Origin of the sequence: Nostoc sp. KVJ3 (assembly GCF_026127265.1) — a bacterium.
In the GTDB taxonomy this organism is placed as follows: Bacteria; Cyanobacteriota; Cyanobacteriia; order Cyanobacteriales; family Nostocaceae; genus Nostoc.
In genome coordinates this window covers 3,137,991-3,154,111 of sequence record NZ_WWFG01000002.1, presented here as the reverse complement: position 1 = coordinate 3,154,111, position 16,121 = coordinate 3,137,991, and the positions used below count along the sequence as shown (strand labels likewise).

19 protein-coding genes are annotated in these 16,121 nt (G+C 39.9%); 10 read left to right on the top strand and 9 right to left on the bottom strand.

What is annotated here, in order from left to right:
• Nucleotides 1-7: 7 nt before the first annotated feature.
• Entirely contained in the window at nt 8-346 is a 339-nt protein-coding gene (locus GTQ43_RS29675) for a hypothetical protein (protein WP_265276221.1), read from the bottom strand.
• Nucleotides 347-605: 259 nt separating this feature from the next.
• Here GTQ43_RS29675 and GTQ43_RS29670 point away from each other — a divergent pair, with 259 nt between their 5' ends.
• Nucleotides 606-1,436, top strand: coding sequence for an Rpn family recombination-promoting nuclease/putative transposase (locus GTQ43_RS29670; protein ID WP_265276579.1), 831 nt, complete (start codon nt 606-608; stop codon nt 1,434-1,436).
• A 30-nt stretch (nt 1,437-1,466) separates the two neighbouring features.
• Here GTQ43_RS29670 and GTQ43_RS29665 read toward each other — a convergent pair whose 3' ends face one another.
• Nucleotides 1,467-3,992, bottom strand: a complete 2,526-nt coding sequence (locus GTQ43_RS29665; protein ID WP_265276220.1) for a cyclic nucleotide-binding domain-containing protein — start codon at nt 3,990-3,992, stop codon at nt 1,467-1,469.
• A gap of 290 nt (nt 3,993-4,282) precedes the next feature.
• Here GTQ43_RS29665 and GTQ43_RS29660 point away from each other — a divergent pair, with 290 nt between their 5' ends.
• The 3 genes from GTQ43_RS29660 to GTQ43_RS29650 are packed head-to-tail and all read left to right on the top strand — an operon-like array spanning nt 4,283 to nt 5,564.
• Nucleotides 4,283-4,570, top strand: a complete 288-nt coding sequence (locus GTQ43_RS29660) for a type II toxin-antitoxin system Phd/YefM family antitoxin (protein ID WP_265276219.1) — start codon at nt 4,283-4,285, stop codon at nt 4,568-4,570.
• Nucleotides 4,567-4,881, top strand: coding sequence for a type II toxin-antitoxin system RelE/ParE family toxin (locus GTQ43_RS29655; RefSeq protein ID WP_265276218.1), 315 nt, complete (start codon nt 4,567-4,569; stop codon nt 4,879-4,881). Before GTQ43_RS29660 ends, GTQ43_RS29655 begins: the two co-directional genes overlap by 4 nt.
• A gap of 23 nt (nt 4,882-4,904) precedes the next feature.
• Complete coding sequence (locus tag GTQ43_RS29650; protein WP_265276217.1) at nt 4,905-5,564, top strand: transaldolase family protein; 660 nt, start codon at nt 4,905-4,907, stop codon at nt 5,562-5,564.
• A gap of 424 nt (nt 5,565-5,988) precedes the next feature.
• Here GTQ43_RS29650 and GTQ43_RS29645 read toward each other — a convergent pair whose 3' ends face one another.
• The 7 genes from GTQ43_RS29645 to GTQ43_RS29610 all read right to left on the bottom strand — a co-directional run bounded on the left by GTQ43_RS29645 (nt 5,989) and on the right by GTQ43_RS29610 (nt 13,775).
• Nucleotides 5,989-6,567 carry a TMEM175 family protein gene (locus GTQ43_RS29645; RefSeq protein WP_265276215.1) on the bottom strand — a complete coding sequence of 193 codons (579 nt, stop codon included), beginning with the start codon at nt 6,565-6,567 and terminating at the stop codon, nt 5,989-5,991.
• Between the two features lie 558 nt (nt 6,568-7,125).
• Nucleotides 7,126-7,839, bottom strand: a complete 714-nt coding sequence (locus GTQ43_RS41525) for a rubrerythrin family protein (protein ID WP_321162521.1) — start codon at nt 7,837-7,839, stop codon at nt 7,126-7,128.
• Between the two features lie 156 nt (nt 7,840-7,995).
• Complete coding sequence (locus GTQ43_RS29630) at nt 7,996-8,736, bottom strand: SDR family oxidoreductase (protein ID WP_265276214.1); 741 nt, start codon at nt 8,734-8,736, stop codon at nt 7,996-7,998.
• A 127-nt stretch (nt 8,737-8,863) separates the two neighbouring features.
• Nucleotides 8,864-10,000, bottom strand: coding sequence for a mechanosensitive ion channel family protein (locus GTQ43_RS29625; RefSeq protein ID WP_265276213.1), 1,137 nt, complete (start codon nt 9,998-10,000; stop codon nt 8,864-8,866).
• Nucleotides 10,001-10,014: 14 nt separating this feature from the next.
• Nucleotides 10,015-11,157 carry a mechanosensitive ion channel family protein gene (locus tag GTQ43_RS29620; RefSeq protein WP_265276211.1) on the bottom strand — a complete coding sequence of 381 codons (1,143 nt, stop codon included), beginning with the start codon at nt 11,155-11,157 and terminating at the stop codon, nt 10,015-10,017.
• 692 nt (nt 11,158-11,849) lie between these two features.
• Nucleotides 11,850-12,644, bottom strand: a complete 795-nt coding sequence (locus tag GTQ43_RS29615; protein WP_265276210.1) for a MinD/ParA family protein — start codon at nt 12,642-12,644, stop codon at nt 11,850-11,852.
• A gap of 69 nt (nt 12,645-12,713) precedes the next feature.
• A complete protein-coding gene (locus tag GTQ43_RS29610; protein ID WP_265276209.1) occupies nt 12,714-13,775 on the bottom strand; it encodes a c-type heme family protein in 1,062 nt (353 codons plus the stop codon).
• A 434-nt stretch (nt 13,776-14,209) separates the two neighbouring features.
• Here GTQ43_RS29610 and GTQ43_RS29605 point away from each other — a divergent pair, with 434 nt between their 5' ends.
• The 6 genes from GTQ43_RS29605 (at nt 14,210) to GTQ43_RS29580 (ending at nt 16,056) form a co-directional block, all read left to right on the top strand.
• Nucleotides 14,210-14,425 carry a CTB family bacteriocin gene (locus GTQ43_RS29605; RefSeq protein ID WP_265276208.1) on the top strand — a complete coding sequence of 72 codons (216 nt, stop codon included), beginning with the start codon at nt 14,210-14,212 and terminating at the stop codon, nt 14,423-14,425.
• A gap of 112 nt (nt 14,426-14,537) precedes the next feature.
• Entirely contained in the window at nt 14,538-14,753 is a 216-nt protein-coding gene (locus GTQ43_RS29600; protein WP_265276207.1) for a CTB family bacteriocin, read from the top strand.
• Nucleotides 14,754-14,829: 76 nt separating this feature from the next.
• The gene (locus tag GTQ43_RS29595) at nt 14,830-15,045 is read left to right on the top strand and encodes a CTB family bacteriocin (RefSeq protein WP_265276206.1); all 216 of its coding nucleotides are present in this window, start codon (nt 14,830-14,832) and stop codon (nt 15,043-15,045) included.
• 49 nt (nt 15,046-15,094) lie between these two features.
• Nucleotides 15,095-15,310, top strand: coding sequence for a CTB family bacteriocin (locus GTQ43_RS29590; RefSeq protein ID WP_265276205.1), 216 nt, complete (start codon nt 15,095-15,097; stop codon nt 15,308-15,310).
• Nucleotides 15,311-15,386: 76 nt separating this feature from the next.
• Nucleotides 15,387-15,602 carry a CTB family bacteriocin gene (locus GTQ43_RS29585; RefSeq protein ID WP_265276204.1) on the top strand — a complete coding sequence of 72 codons (216 nt, stop codon included), beginning with the start codon at nt 15,387-15,389 and terminating at the stop codon, nt 15,600-15,602.
• 145 nt (nt 15,603-15,747) lie between these two features.
• Complete coding sequence (locus tag GTQ43_RS29580) at nt 15,748-16,056, top strand: CTB family bacteriocin (RefSeq protein ID WP_265276203.1); 309 nt, start codon at nt 15,748-15,750, stop codon at nt 16,054-16,056.
• Nucleotides 16,057-16,121 lie beyond the last annotated feature (65 nt).

Here is a 16,121-nt window from a genome sequence, read left to right as displayed (position 1 = left end):
CGCTACATTAAAGCTCAATTAACTTGAAGCCCCAAGGTTTGAGAGCCGCTTCCGCTAGTTCTGTATTTACACCTTCATAAGCCTCCCATTCCAAGGGATGCTCTTTTGGATGTCCGTCGCCGACATTACCTGCAACTTTGATTATGGGACAGTTGGCGATGCGATCGCGCTCCAACCCTTTGGGAACTACTATTTGGATTTTATGCCCGACAAACTTCGCTGTACTTTCTTCCGCGACAGATTCCCGGATTAAACAAATATCCCCAGCCGTCCCCCAAGTAGTTTTGTAGATGTGGAGAAATGATATATAAGGTGCTGGTTTGATGGATCTTTTGAGAACATGCATTATCTGTAATCCTTACACTATGAGTCAAAAATCATAAGTTATATAAGTATTTTCTATCACGTTCGTAGGGAAGAAGAATGTTTTTAACTCACTTTTTGCACCTAGTCTAAGTGATTAGCCTTTTTGGAGAGAGGCCAGAGTGGAATCCCATATCATTAAAATACGATAATCGTCCGCATACTAGCTCCCAATGCGATCGCTACTAAATGCTGCTGCACGAGATAATAGCAATGTCTCATTCAATTGTCGGCGATCGTCAATGTCCTTCGATAACCTCTGCAAACTACTTTCCGAAAAACATCCCGAACGTTTTGCTAGTTGGGTTTTGGGTACAGAGCAAACTTCCGTCAAAGTTCTCAAAACCGAATTGAGTATTGAACCGATTCGCGCTGATTACGTTACCTTCTTACAGCTAGAAGGACGCATTCTCCACTTGGAATTTCAAACCAAACTAGAATCTACACCGCCACTACCCTTGCGGATGCTAGATTATTGGGTACGTTTGTATCGTCTACCCATAACACAAGTTGTTGTATTATTGCTTCCCCCTGCACCAGGAACGGTAATTGAAACTGTCTTTTCAGTCGAAACTACTCGTCATGAATATCGCGTGATTCAAATGTGGTTAGAAAATCCTGAATCATTCCTCAATGACCCAGCTTTATTACCTTTAGCACCACTGGCAGCAACCACGCAACCCCAAGGCTTATTACAACGAGTTGTGGAAAAAGTTAATCAACTTGAGCCAAGACAACGACCAGAAATTTCTGCTTACACCCAAATCTTAGCGGGGTTAAAATACAATCAGGATTTGATTCGACAATTATTTCGGGAGGGTATGATGCGCGAGTCAGTAATTTATCAAGAAATTCTCGCTGAAGGCGAACAACGTGGGGAACAGCGTGGACGGGAAGCAGAAGGGCAATTGCTCATTCTCCGTCAACTGACTCGACGGGTGGGAGAATTACCCCAAGAGGTGCGATCGCAGATTGAAACTCTCTCCTTAGAACAATTAGAAAATCTTGGTGAAGCATTGTTGGATTTTCATGCGATCGCGGATTTAGAAGTCTGGTTTAGGACATTAGAGTAGCAATGTCCTTCTGCTGAAAAGGGAATGTTTTTACAACACAATAATTGCCCACATACTAGCTCCCAAAGCGATCGCAGCTAGGTGTTGCTGTATGAGCGATCGCACTGATTGCTTTGCAATTTTTTGCGTTAATAACATAGTCATCAACACTGAGAAAATTATCGTTGCACCTTGCAAAAAGGCAATCACAGCCGGGTGAGCAACCAATATTGGCAATTGTTCTCCACCAAAACCAAAAGTAGCAAAGGTAACAGGTAAAATCCGTCCGCCTTCGCCTAAGCCCAAACGCAGATAGTGAGCCAAGTTCCCACCCAAAACCAATGGTAAATAGCCATAAGCAAGTTCTACAAATGATTTTGGCTTCCGGTTAAAATTCAACAGTTTCAACAAACCATAAGCCCCAAAGGTAAATATCGCTGGGATAATTAACACTATTAACGATAATCCCAAGTGCTGCCAAAACTGAGTTAAATCCAGTTGTAACCCCAACCAAGATTGTAATTCTGGCAAGCGATGCAGATATATTCCACCCAAGAGCAAAAATAATAATGCTACTTCATAGGTACGGGGTACATGAGTAGTCCACAGTTCAATTCCAGGGGGACGCAAGTTGAACTCGACGGAACGATGAGGACAGGCTTTTAGGCAAGTCATACACAGTACGCAATCTCTGTTATCTTCTAACTGCGCGGGATGCGAGTATAAAGGACATCCATTAGTTTCCAGCCCTTCGCCCTTTTGCGGCCCACCTTTATAACATTGATACGTCGTGCAACTAGCAGAACATATCCCTTGCTGGGCACGGAGTTCTGTCATTGAGAGTTTGGCAAATAAACCATTCATCCCACCGATGGGACAGAGATATCGACACCAAAATCGCCGCTCAAAAAGAGCAGAGAAAATCATTGCCCCAGCAGTAATTAACAGCAGTAAACAAGCACTGAGGTAAGCAGTATTTTCTAAATGCCAGAGTTCCTCCCATAAGAAAATTAGGGTGAACAAACCAAACATAAACCATCCGCCCCATTTCTCAGCTTCCTCTCTCGGCCAGCGCTTGAGTTTTCGAGGCCATAGCCAGAGAGATAACTTTTGAGTAATTTCCCCGTAAATCATGAAGGGACAAACAGAACACCAGATGCGTCCCAAAAAGGGAAAGAGAAATAAGAAGAAAGGCCACCACCAAGCCCAAAAGAAATTTAATACGAAATTGCGATCGCGCGTCTGTGGCCCAATAAATAATATTGCAACGATGATTGCAAAGGCTGTTGCCGTAAAACCATAATTAATGCGATCGGGCCACCAAGGACTCCGCAAAAACCGCCGCAAACTCGGATAGGCATTTAACAGATTTACCCGAAATCGTTTTTTCTTCGCTTCGGCTGGCCAGAAAATTTCTTCTGTTAATTCATTAGCACCCTCAGCTTGGACGATCGCTCTTTCAACCAGATTTTTTAATTCTTTAAGATTGCCAGGAAAATCATAAGACTGGAGGCGACGTAAAGCTTCTGGGGTAATGTGCGGTTTCGGAACGCCTCTAGCTCGAATGTAGAGACTAGTATAATATTCAACTTGTACCTGAATATCAGTTTTCCGCACCCGTAGCGGTGGTACTTTAATAATGTGGCCAACAGAACGTTCAATTGTCGGCTGAGTTTTTTCTGAAACAATCAGAATTCTGGCTTTACTGAGGCGGGGTTCAGGTGTTGATTCTCCCGAACGGCTTACGGGGGTATATGTGCCCGTTTTGAGCAACTGCGTCACGGGAGGTAATAATTCATCGGGCAATTCTTGGATGTTGTTGAGAACTAAAGTACCTTCTCCCAACCATTCCAACAGTCCTGGTTTACCGCCAGCGCGACCAAATAAGTCTGCACCGCTTGTTTGCAGAATACCGCAATTTACTTTAATTATTGGTTCTCGCCGTTTTGGAGAACCAAAGTGGATCAAGGCTGCTATATTGTCCTTTTCTAGCCCTGGTTCGCCGAAAATATCCACTGATTTGCGGTCAGCAGCTGCTTCTCGAATTTGCTCGCGCAACCGCACAGCATAGCGACTCGTACCGACAATTCCCCGTTGGGCTTTGGTAACTAAATATGGACGCAAAGCTACAGAACGCTCTTGTTCATAGCCAAGTGCAGATGTAGCTTGGGCTAATTCTTGAACCAATTGGCGGGAAAAAGCCTTAGCGATTTCGGGGTATTGGCTGACTATTTCACGAAATTTATCACCAGGCACAACCCACAAGTGACAATCTGTCACCGTAGTAATTGTGAATGGAGTTGATTCATCCAACAGCAATTCTTTGAGTTCAATCACCGATCCAGGAAGGAATCCACAAGCTAAAGCTGGGTTGGTTTCATTGGTGGTATTGCTTTCGAGTTGACCTTCTACAAGAATATAAAGGGCTTCTGGAGGAGTGCCTTCGCTAACTAGGTCAGTTTCGGCACTCACTACTTGTTCTTCAATTACTTGAGCGATCGCATTTAACACTTCAGGCGAGAGAATTCCTAAAGAGGTGCGTTCTTGTAGCCATATAACCGTTTCTGGAGATGTCATCTTAATTTCTCCGTTTAGGCTGCTGTATAACCTGAATTATCCCTGAAAGGGTATGTCAAACGATTTTGGATTTTGGATTGACCCCGACTAAGCTGAAAATCTTTTAATTTGCATTCTCAAAAAAATGAATTTTTTGTGGGGTGGGCATCTTGCCCGCCCTAATTGTGCAAATTAAATGCGCGACAGCTTACAACGGTACGGAAAACTTTTGCATTACACTCGTATTAAGCGTAAACTAAATTTGCATCAAATTTAGCAACGTTTACTAAATTTTGTGGATAGGAGGTTTTATGTTGAATATTAGTAAGGGTATTAATTCCCTTTCAAACTTTAAGCGGAATACCACAGAATTTATGGAGCAGCTACGGGAGACTGGACAGCCGATAGTGCTGACCATTAACGGTAAAGCTGAACTTGTTGTGCAGGATGTCGAGTCGTACCAGAAACTCCTAGAGCTTGTTGAAAGGCTTGAGACCATTGACGCGGTTAAGATGGCACTTGAAGAGATGAAAGCAGGAAAAGGAGAACGTGCTGATGAGGTATTTCAGGAGATAATGAAATCACTGGATGAAGAATGAAGTACGGAGTCATTATTCTTCCAGTGGCAAAGGCTGATATCAACGCAGCAGCAAAGTGGATTCGTCAGAACGACTCACCAGAGTTGGCAAAAATGTGGGTAAATGAAATCAATGACGCTGTTGCATCCCTTGATACCTTCCCGGCTAGATGTGCCTTGGCTGGTCTTGATGATGTCTTTGAAGAAGAAATACGGCAACTCCTTTATGGAAAAGGAAGGGGAGTATACCGAATTCTTTTTACTATTCAGAACGAAACCGTTGTAGTGCTTCGTGTGCTTCACAGCGCACGAGATATAAATGCAGAGTTATAGCGAGAGTATTAAGGGGATGAACTATGGCAATTTATCTAGACTCAGCGATCGCATCTGAAGCTGAAGTGGTAAAACATTGGGGATGGGTGAAAGGCATTACAACTAATCCCACGCTGTTGTCTCAAAGCGATACCCCACCAGAAACCACGCTGAAAAAATTGGTAGCCTTGACTTCTGGCTCGTTATACTACCAACTTGTGGCATCAGATAAAGCTGGAATGCTAGCTGAAGGTAGAAAAGCTTTTGAGATTATTGGTTCACAAACAATTTTGAAGATTCCCGCAACACCGTTAGGTTTTGAAGTAGTGGCGAATCTATCACCAGAAATTACCTGTTCGGTGACAGCAATTTACAGTGCAGCCCAAGCAGCAGTTGCACGGGAGGCGGGAGCAAAAATTGCCATAGCTTATGTAAATCGGGCGACGCGGTTGTTAGGTGACGGTATTGCCTTAGTGCGAGATATAGCTAGCGTCCTTAAAGGTAGTGATACGAAGATTTTGGCAGCTAGTATCAAATCTCCCGAAGAAGCAGCAGCCTCACTGCAAGCCGGAGCGGATCATTTGACTTTACCATTGGCAATGTTGCAAGCGATCGCAACTCATGAATTTTCACAAAAAACTGTTGAAGAATTTGCTAAAGGAGGCGTAGGTTTAAGAGGTTGTTTGAAAAGTGGTTGGCTGTGATTTTAGGTACTTATTGATCCCCCCTAACCCCCCTAAAAAAGGGGGGAACCCGGAGTAAAAGTCCCCCTTTTTAAGGGGAGCCACTGCGTTGGGCGGGTTCCCCGACTTGAAGCACGTGGCGTGGATTTGGGGGATCTAAAACGTTTTGCTACAGAGAAAAGGACTTTTCAAACATCCTCTAAGGTAATTCGTAATTTGTAATTTGTAATTAAATATGAGTTTGTCAGATATCGCTAATCTCTGGGTTCCTCTCGCGCTTTTAGGTTTAATTATTGTCGCTGCTGTATTTTTCAGCCGCAGTAATTGATTACTAAAGTATTACAAAACTTATGTCAGGTAAAGTAAGAGAGCTTTCTGCTACCTGACAGTACTTTGGTAATAATCACCCAATTTTGGATTTTAAATTTTGATTTCAATCCAAAATCTAAAATTCACTAAGAGTCTTCTCAATGCGACGGTCAGGGATAAGCCAGATAATCGCGACTAAAACGTAGAATGCACAAGCAAGCCATGAGTTCACAAAGGCAAGTGCAATTGCTATAGCATAAAACACCACTGACACTTTTCCTTTGAAGTCTTCACCAACTGCGATCGCTAATGTTGAATCTCTACCGTGGTGAAAAATCAGGGCGCGAGTCAGGATAAAGTAAGCGATCGCTGCAAACAACAACACCGTACCATAAAGGGCGACTGGTATAGCAGCAAAGTGATTCTCGCCCATCCAGCCAGTGACAAAGGGGATTAGCGATAACCAAAACAGCAAATGCAGATTAGCCCAAAGGATACGCCCATTAACGTGTCGGACTGCCTGTAGGAGATGATGGTGATTGTTCCAGTAGATGCCCACAAAAATAAAACTCAGCACATAACTCAGAAATACTGGGATTAGCGGACGTAGCGCGGCTAAATCGAACCCATGCGGCACTTTGATTTCTAGCACCATAATGGTGATGATGATGGCAATCACCCCATCACTGAATGCTTCTAATCTCCCTTTGCCCATACACGCATTCCTTTTCTATTTATTTGAAAGTAAGTTTCGATCCTTCCTCTGTACTTTATCAGAACTCTTGCATAAATATTTTGTGGTATAATCGGAGTCTATTTTAATTTCAGTTTTTGGCAATTAAAATAGTAATAATTTATCAATTCTTTTGATTAAGTATTATCAAGCGATAAGCCTACGGCATGGCTTCGCTTACCGCTCACTAAAAATTTTGACATAAAACATCATTTCAGTTATTAGTTAATAGCTGAGAGGATGTTTTAAAAGTCGTTGACTGTAATTTTAGGCACTTGTTGATCCCCCCTAACCCCCCTTAAAAAAGGGGGAACCGGAATCAAAGTCCCCCTTAAAAAGGGGGATTTAGGGGATCTAAAACTTTTTGCTACCGACCAGAGGACTTTTAAAACATCCTCTGAGATTATTTAATAAATAGATAAAAACAAGAACACGAAGTATCTCAAAAGATACTTCGCATTTATGTGCTAAAAACACAGCTTAATTACAGCAGTTAGCAATGCTACTCATGGTTTTCTAGATTCTGCTGTAATTGTCGTCTTAAGCTGCAACTTTTTCCTCAAATGGTTTAAAGGTTTTTTTGCTAGCACCGCAAATGGGACATTCCCAGTCTTCGGGGATTTCTTCAAAAGGTGTACCAGGTGCAATCCCCGAATCAGGATCGCCAGCAACAGGATCGTAAATCATGCTGCATTGTCTACAAATCCATTTACGAGTTTTAGGATCTTCACCTGTAACTCTAGTTGCTGCTTGTCCACCGTTTAATACTTCTAAGGCTTCGGCATAGCGATCGGCGTGGTAATTTTCGATGAATTTTAACAAGCCAAAACGGTGTGCAGCTTCCCGAAAAGTATTGGCATGATCGGTAGATTCTTTAACTTGTTTGAGAAATTCTTCAGCCGCAGGATTGTCGCGATCGCGTTGAGCATCTGCGGCAAACTCTGGGTACATTGTGGTATATTCGTAAGTCTCACCTTCAATTGCCAAAGATAAACAGCGAGATATAATTTCCCGCTTTTGTTCATCACTTAAAGCAGCCGAATCTTCGATCGCAAGTTCTGGATGCAGCAACCTAAAATGTGCAAAAGCGTGTTCGGTTTCCTGGTCTGCTGTTTCTTTAAAAAGTTTTGCCAAGTCTGTAAACCCAAGTTGACGCGCTACCTCAGCAAAAAACAGATACTTGCGATTTGCCATTGATTCACCACCAAAGGCAGCTTCTAAGTTTTGAAGTGTAGTAAAGTTGGACAAATCCATAATTTTAGATGGCAGTGAAGTGATATTTAATGCAAAAACACAGACTCTACAACTGAATATATGAGCCATTATTTGGATAAACCGTTTCTAGTTTCTCCAAAACTTTTCAGCCCAAATATTGCAATCCATTTTATTAGTATGATAACTGCGATCGCCCTACGCGATTCCACCGTTTACACGAATGTTTTGCCCAGTGATCCACCTAGCTTCATCGCTAGCAAGAAACGCTACGACATCAGCGATTTCTTGCACATCTCCCAGTTTACCAAAAGCAGCCATTTGGGCCAAACGGTCTATCTGTTCTTGAGTTTTGCCTTCTCGAAATAGTTCTGTATCAGTGGGGCCAGGAGAAATAACATTAACTGCGATCGCTTTTGCACCCAATTCTTTAGCTAGTACCCGTGTGATTTGTTCAACAGCGCCCTTGGTTCCGACATAAGCACTATAAGTTGGTAGCATCATCACCGTAGTTGATGACGAAAAGTTGATAATCCGTCCCCCTTCTGCCAGATGTTGCGCGGCTTGTTGGCAAGCAAAATAAGTACCTTTGACGTTAATAGCAAAAATCGCGTCGAAATCTTCTTCTGTCACCTCACTAATTGGTTTATAGAAAGCGATTCCGGCATTGTTGACCAAAATATCCACCTTGCTAAAGCGTTGAAGTGTTTGCTCAAACAGCCGTTGGATGTCAACTACTTTGCTAATATCGGCTTGGATAGCGATCGCTTCTACTCCCAACTTCTCAATTTCTCCAACAACTTCCTGTGCTTTGGCTGCATTACCCGCATAGTTGACGACGATAGATGCACCGTTACCAGCTAATTTTAGGGCGATCGCTCGTCCAATTCCCCGCGATGCACCAGTGATAATTGCAACTTTTCCGGCTATTGATGACATAGATTAATCTGGTTTTATTTTGGTTCACTCAACTGATTATCTGTTGTTAAACAATACCTTCGCCAATTTACGAGGGTGAGTTGATGTCTGATTAGAATGCAAGTCACACTGACTATCATTGTTCTCATTAAATTGTTACGTGCGACTCTACATAGAGTGTCGATTCTTGCATAGTGAATTCTATGCCGTAACCACTGAGCTTTTTCGAGATAGCTTGATTGGCTAATTCCAGTAAACGCTTGCGGAAGTCAATGGAATTTTCATTTGAACCTAGTATAAAGAAACTAACCCTCGCCCGAACTCCCGCGTTTTCTTCTCGATTAAATATGTTAATTTTTGTACTGCCTGGATCAATCCCAAATAAAGTATTAGTACTTTCCTTAACAACTTTTTCTACTAATGCTTGTTCCGCTTTTTCTAAGCTGCGTGTAAAATCAAGATAGAGCATTACCATTACCTTTTTGCCTCTAGTAATATTTTCAATATCTGTATTTGCTAATGTTGAGTTGGGAACAATGACAAGCGTACTTTTACCAGCAGTACGCAGTCTTGTCGAACGCAAACCAATGGCTTCGACACGGGCAAATAATATGCCCTGAGAACTTAAATTTACCCGAATATATTCTCCAGGAGAGAAAGGACGATCTAGATACAAGACAATTGTTCCGAGAATTTGTTCTAAGGTTTTTTGAGCAGCAAAAGCAACTGCGAGTCCCCCAATACCTAAACCAGCAAGTAGACCAATTAAATTAATATTCTGGCTCTGGGCAAACGCCAGAGCCGAAATAAACCCAATGCTTATATTAGCAAGAGTTTCAAAAACCAGCAGTAGTTCATCAACTTCCAGACCTATTTTGCGAAGTAAAACAATGCCGTATACCCGCAATAATTGACGGAACAAATTAGATGATAGAACTGCCAAACTCACAATTACTCCTAAATTTAAGAAAAATTTTAAAAAATAATAAAATCCTGTATATTTCTCTAACAAATTCAAACATGCAGAAATGAGGATTAGCGTTCCGACAATTCTCAGTATATTTTCTAATGGGTCAATTAAACTTCCATAAATCTTTGATATTCCTACTGGAGAAATTCTCTGAATAATCTTTTTTAAAAATAAAGGAGTGTATTTACCAATAAAAATTGAAAGGGAAACAAAGAACAAGAAAGTAGCAAGACTAATCCCCAATGAGATTAAAAAATTGCGTGTTGATTCGTTTGCGAGCAACCATTTTTGTATATTATGAAACAAAATATTCATTGTAATTTAATTATTTAAATACTAATAGGTGCATCAATATTAATTGGTTTTTCTTGTAGGTCAAAAGCAATGCCATATTCAGAAAGTTTTATCATAATATTTTCTTTTGCCACATCTAGCAACTGACGGCGCATATCCATTCCCATTTCACCAGAACCGAGAATAAAAAATTTAAGTTGAGCCTGGGTCATCTGAATTCCATTCTGAACAAAATCTTTAAAACTAACCTCAGTATTGCGAGCATCAATTCCATATAGATCGTTGGTACTTTCTAAAATAACTTGACTAATTAAAGCTCTTTCATTTTCGGAAAGTTCCCGATATAAAGTTAAATAAATTAGAGAGACAATTTTCCTGCCACCTGTAAAGTTTTCGATACTTAATTCGGTGAGGGAATTATTAGGAACTATAGTTAACGTCCCTTTCCCCGAATTCCGAATTTTAGTAGAACGTAAACCAATTGATTCGACTCTGCCAAATGTACCATCAGGCAAGCCAATATAATCGTCAATCACAAAAGGTCGGTCGATATAAATAACGATTCCACCTAATAACTGCTCTAAAAGCCCTTTAGCAGCAAAGGCTATGGCTATGCCCCCAATTCCTAAACTCGTCACCAAAGCCACTACATTGATATGGTGAGTCTGGGCAAAAATAAAGATAATTATCAGAACAATAACTGCATCACCTATAATATTAGCGACAACCAATAGCTCACCATTAATTTTTTGCTTGAGGGTAGATTCTGCCAAGTAAAATGCAAGAAACTTTTCAAACAAGCGTGAACACAACCAGCCAACTATAATGGCTGTTGACAAGCCAATAGGAATTTCTATATACTTAAGCAAGTTGGGGAGAGGAACAATTAATAATACTAGGTCAATCAGTATTAAGTAAACAGATTTTTTTACCCAGTTCTGGTAAGGAAAAATAACTAGGGTGTAGATTTTTTTTATTTGTGGAGAAACAAAACTAACCGTAAATAATTCATTCATTTTATTTAAAAATAAAGCCAATGCAAATGAAAATGACAACAAAATTACTACTATACATAGTATCAAAGCAGTGATTACTATATAATTTAAATTATCTTGAATTATTCTAGAAAATGAATTTAGATTACCTTGTATGATTTCTTCATATTTAAAAATATCCACAATATAGTTAATTCCTTAATAAAAACACATATAAATTGATTTTGACCGTAAATAATGTTAAGAGAAAATGAAAAAACAAGCATTTCTCGTTTGTTTTAGTTTCATAGTTTTATTTGGTATAAATATGCAAAAAGCTTTTCTTCATTTTTGCTAAAAAAATGAAATTTCTAGTCTGTTGTCGCTTCACTTTTGAATAATTTTCGCTATCGAAAACGAATGAAGTCAGATTTTTCTTGATGCAAAAGACAACTCAGTAAAACACTATTCTCTATAATACATACAGATTTCACGCTTGTTATAAAAATACTATTTGATTTACGAATACCCTAAGTTCTACTCTCATAAATAAGTCAGCACAAATAAACCTAACCATGTAACAAAATATAAAAGCCACAAGACCCTTGTGATTGCTTTATTTCATTTTGTTTCACTTACAATAACATACGTTTAAATTTTAACGCCGACTTACTTAGGTAGGTAGCTAGATTTCAATTTTTGTATTTGAATTTTATTTAGGATTGCTATAGTATTTCATCATTTTCATGAAAGTGCAAGGACAGTTAAGACAGTTAAAATCTTGGTCGAATATTTTAAGATCCTTAAACGCAACTTAGGTCAGGTTGCTAGGCAGCAATCAACTGTATTTTTTGAAAAAATGTTTGTCCATTGAGATGAAGTGCGATATATTTAGTCTATTTGACAAATAATTTGGCTCCAGAACCAGTGATTTGTTTAGCGATCGCACTAATTTTTTGAGTCCATACATGATCTGGATATTGTAAACAGAAAATACCACCGCTCCCTAATTTAAACATCTCTTCACAAACAGGTAAGATTCCAGCCACAGGGGTTTTGTAGGTATTCTCCACTCGTTTCTCTAACTCTTTGAAATCTAAAGATGGTAGAGCTTTATTAATCACTATTAGCATTTTAGGCACTTCTAACTTCCGAGCAACATCTATCGCCACTGCTGTACCTTGATAATCCTGTTTATCTGGACGCAGAATCACCAGCAGAACATCAGAAAGAATAATTGATAGCAACGTTTCTTCGTTAATGCCAGGATGAGTATCAATCAATAGATAGTCCAGTTTTAAACGACGAACTAGATTATGTAAACCATCATTAAGTAGGCGTGCATCATAGCCTTCACGCAAGATTCGAGAAATGTCACTCATCTTAATGCTAGAAGGAATTAGATGAACACTTCCCTGGCGACCAAAAAACGTTTGTTTTTGTTTGAGAATGGCGCTAACATCATAAACTGCTTCTTCAATTTGACAACGACCCCATAGATAATCGTTCAATGTGTAGCGGATTCGCTCTTGTTCAAGACCAAACAGAACATGAATTCCTGGAGATTGGATATCTGTATCAACAATCCCAACTCGCTTTCCAGAGCGAGCAATTAGGGCAGCAAGATTACTCGTGACGTTTGACTTACCAGTTCCACCACGGAATGAGTGAATAGAAATAATTTGAGACATAATAAAATCCTCAAGCCTAATTTTTAATTCGTAATTTGTCATGATGCTCACGCATCAAATTTGTAATTATTAATTTGGAGTATTCCGTTTGTTTCTGATAACTTTTGCCTCCTCTTGCAACCTTTGGAATGTTTTTGATTCAGCAATTTCTGCAACTTCTCGCGCACGTTTGGCCTCGTCAACCTCAATCCGCAGTGTATGTAACTGTTGTTTAAATTGTTGTTCGCGGGCAGAAATTTCATGTACCATGCGTTGAAAAACTCGTCCTAATTGTCCTAATTCATCATGACGCTGCACAATCGATGTTAGTTTTTCCCGATCGAATTCTTTTGCTTCTTCAACACTAATTTCATTCATACTAAGTTTTTGAGCTAGTTGGGCCATTGGTTTAAGGGGTTGTAGTACATTTCGCTTTAACAAATAATTAATGAGCAAAATCATGAAGCCAAAGATAATAATAAATAAGCTAATAAATAAAACAAATGCACGATGAGTGTCATCAAAAACTTGTTTGGCAGGAAGATAAATAATTTGTGTGCCTAAAATTTCATTGAGTTTCCAACCAAAACCATTTTCTGAGCCATAACTGACGATCTGACTTTTGGGAGCAACATCAGGGGTGCTATGACATTGTAGACAGCTTTGATTTTTCAGGGAAAATGGACGAGCATTATAAAATAATTTCTCGTCATAAGAGTCACGAAAACCCGATATGTTTTTCAAGCTTGGTTCATTGCGAAACCGTTCGATAAGTTGTGTTTCAAATACATCTGCTTTATCTCGTAAGTTAGTTGGATTTAGGTTGGCATCTTTATATACAAAATCTTTAAAATCTTCGTTTTTGCGAAGATTTTCAAATACTTCCCTGACCGCAAAGCTGGGAATACTTTCAGGGGCAAATGTAGTTTTATTGTCCAGCATCGGTGTCAGAAGAGGGTTGATCCGCGTATTGGTATAGTTCCTCACTGAGTTCATAGTTTCGGCAATAATTTGGCTGCGATAACCGATTTCGGCTTCTGCTTTTTGCTGAAGCGCATGAGATAAAGCCAAACCACTAACTGCGATCGCGCCGATGAACACCAGCAATAAAAGTAAAGTAAATTTGGTTGCTAATTTGAATCTGTTAAACATTGCTGTTTCCGTTGTATATACAACATTGCTAGAGATTTATAGATAATTATTCATTGGATTCAACTTTTTTAACGATCAGCGTAGAATGCTGTTGTTTATGAGGATTCAATCTAATCTGCATTCGTGCTTACAAATCTAGTCATACAGCGACGTGCAATGAAATTCCAGATTTCAAGCCAAATTCATGACTTTTGTTGCAACCAACCCCGTCAGCCTATAACGAAAGTCTTAGACATTGCTCGACATAATAGAGCGAAAGTTAGACGACATCTACTTACTTCGCTTAGGCAAAATCCTAGACGTTTTTCAGATGCGGGTGAGGGAGTTGAATTCGTATTGTAGAGACATGAAGCGAGGGAAGCGGTAAGCGACTAACCAGCAAATCACTCTCTCTGCTTGATACAACACACATTACACATTAAGGAAAAAACATCATGTCTGACAACATTAAGCCCGTAGAACTATCTGCTGAAGAACTCGACACTGTTGCTGGTGGTTTAATCGACATTACCCAGTTAGCTGCTGTTGAAACCAATTTTGAAGCAGTTAATTCTGGAGCAGTTGCTGGTAAAGGTTTGGCTGGGACAAGTGGTACTGACATTAATGATGAAACCAAATCGATTGCCTTCAGACACGACTTCGTTCAGTAGTCATTGAAAGACTTTTATCCAAAGAATCTTGAGTTACACACCGAACCACTCTAGTTGGTTCACCTCTAATACATCATTACCTAAACACATTACACATTAAGGAGAAAACATCATGTCTGACAACATTAAGCCCGTAGAACTATCTGCTGAAGAACTCGACACCGTTGCTGGTGGTTTAATCGACGTTACCCAGTTAGCTGCTGTTGAAACCAATTTTGAAGCAGTTAATTCTGGAGCAGTTGCTGGTAAAGGTTTGGCTGGAACAAGCGGTATTGACATTAACGATGAAACCAAATCGATTGCCTTCAGACACGACTTCGTTCAGTAGTCATTGAAAGACTTTTACCTAAAGACTCTTGAGTTACACCATTACCTAAACACATTACACACCAAGGAAAAACATCATGTCTGACAACATTAAACTCGTAGAACTATCAACTGAAGAACTCGACACCGTTGCTGGTGGTTTAATCGACATTACCCAGTTAGCTGCTGTTGAAACCAATTTTGAAGCAGTTAATTCTGGAGCAGTTGCTGGTAAAGGTTTGGCTGGAACAAGTGGTACTGACATTAACGATGAGAGTAAATCGATTGCCTTCAGACACGACTTCGTTTATTAACCTCTAATACATCATTACCTAAACACATTACACACCAAGGAAAAACATCATGTCTGACAACATTAAACCCGTAGAACTATCTGCTGAAGAACTCGACACCGTTGCTGGTGGTTTAATCGACATTACCCAGTTAGCTGCTGTTGAAACCAATTTTGAAGCAGTTAATTCTGGAGCAGTTGCTGGTAAAGGTTTGGCTGGGACAAGCGGTATTGACATTAACGATGAAACCAAATCGATTGCCTTCAGACACGACTTCGTTCAGTAGTCACTAAAAGACTTTTACCTAAAGACTCTTGAGTTACACCATTACCTAAACACATTACACACTAAGGAAAAACATCATGTCTGACAACATTAAGCCCGTAGAACTATCAACTGAAGAACTCGACACCGTTGCTGGTGGTTTAATCGACGTTACCCAGTTAGCTGCTGTTGAAACCAATTTTGAAGCAGTTAATTCAAGCGCCTTTGCTGGTAAAGGTTTCGCTGGGACAAGCGGTATTGCCGTTAACGATGAGAGTAAATCGATTGCCTTCAGACACGACTTTGTTGATTAATCTTGCCACTGGGAATCTAGGGTGAGATTGCTCAAAAGCCCTAGATTCAATTAGCCTTCACGAAAGGGGCGCTTTAGTAACAAAATATCTAGTTTTACCACAATCCCCCTTTCTTTTAATTACAACTCCATAGAAAGGAGATTTTATGTCAAGTGATGAAATGACTCCAAGTGATGATGATAGCGCATTCAGTGAATTGTCGGATGAAGAGTTAGATGAGGTAGCAGGAGGACTGAATTTAGCTATTTCATTTGCTAGTTTCAGTCAAACGAACTTCTCGTTTAGTCAGATAAGCCAATTTGGTTCAGGGTCTGGTTCTAGTAAGACTAATTTTGATACGCAGAATATCGAATCTTCTGCTTTTCAAGTCTTGGTTACAGATGCAAGCACTGAGGATCTAAAAGTTATTGGCGAGTTGTTTGGAGATATATCTGCGATTAAAGGTTCTACATGAGCAGAATTTATCACATCAATATTGCAGTTGGGTGAGTTTTACTCAACTGCTTTTTGGAATTATTC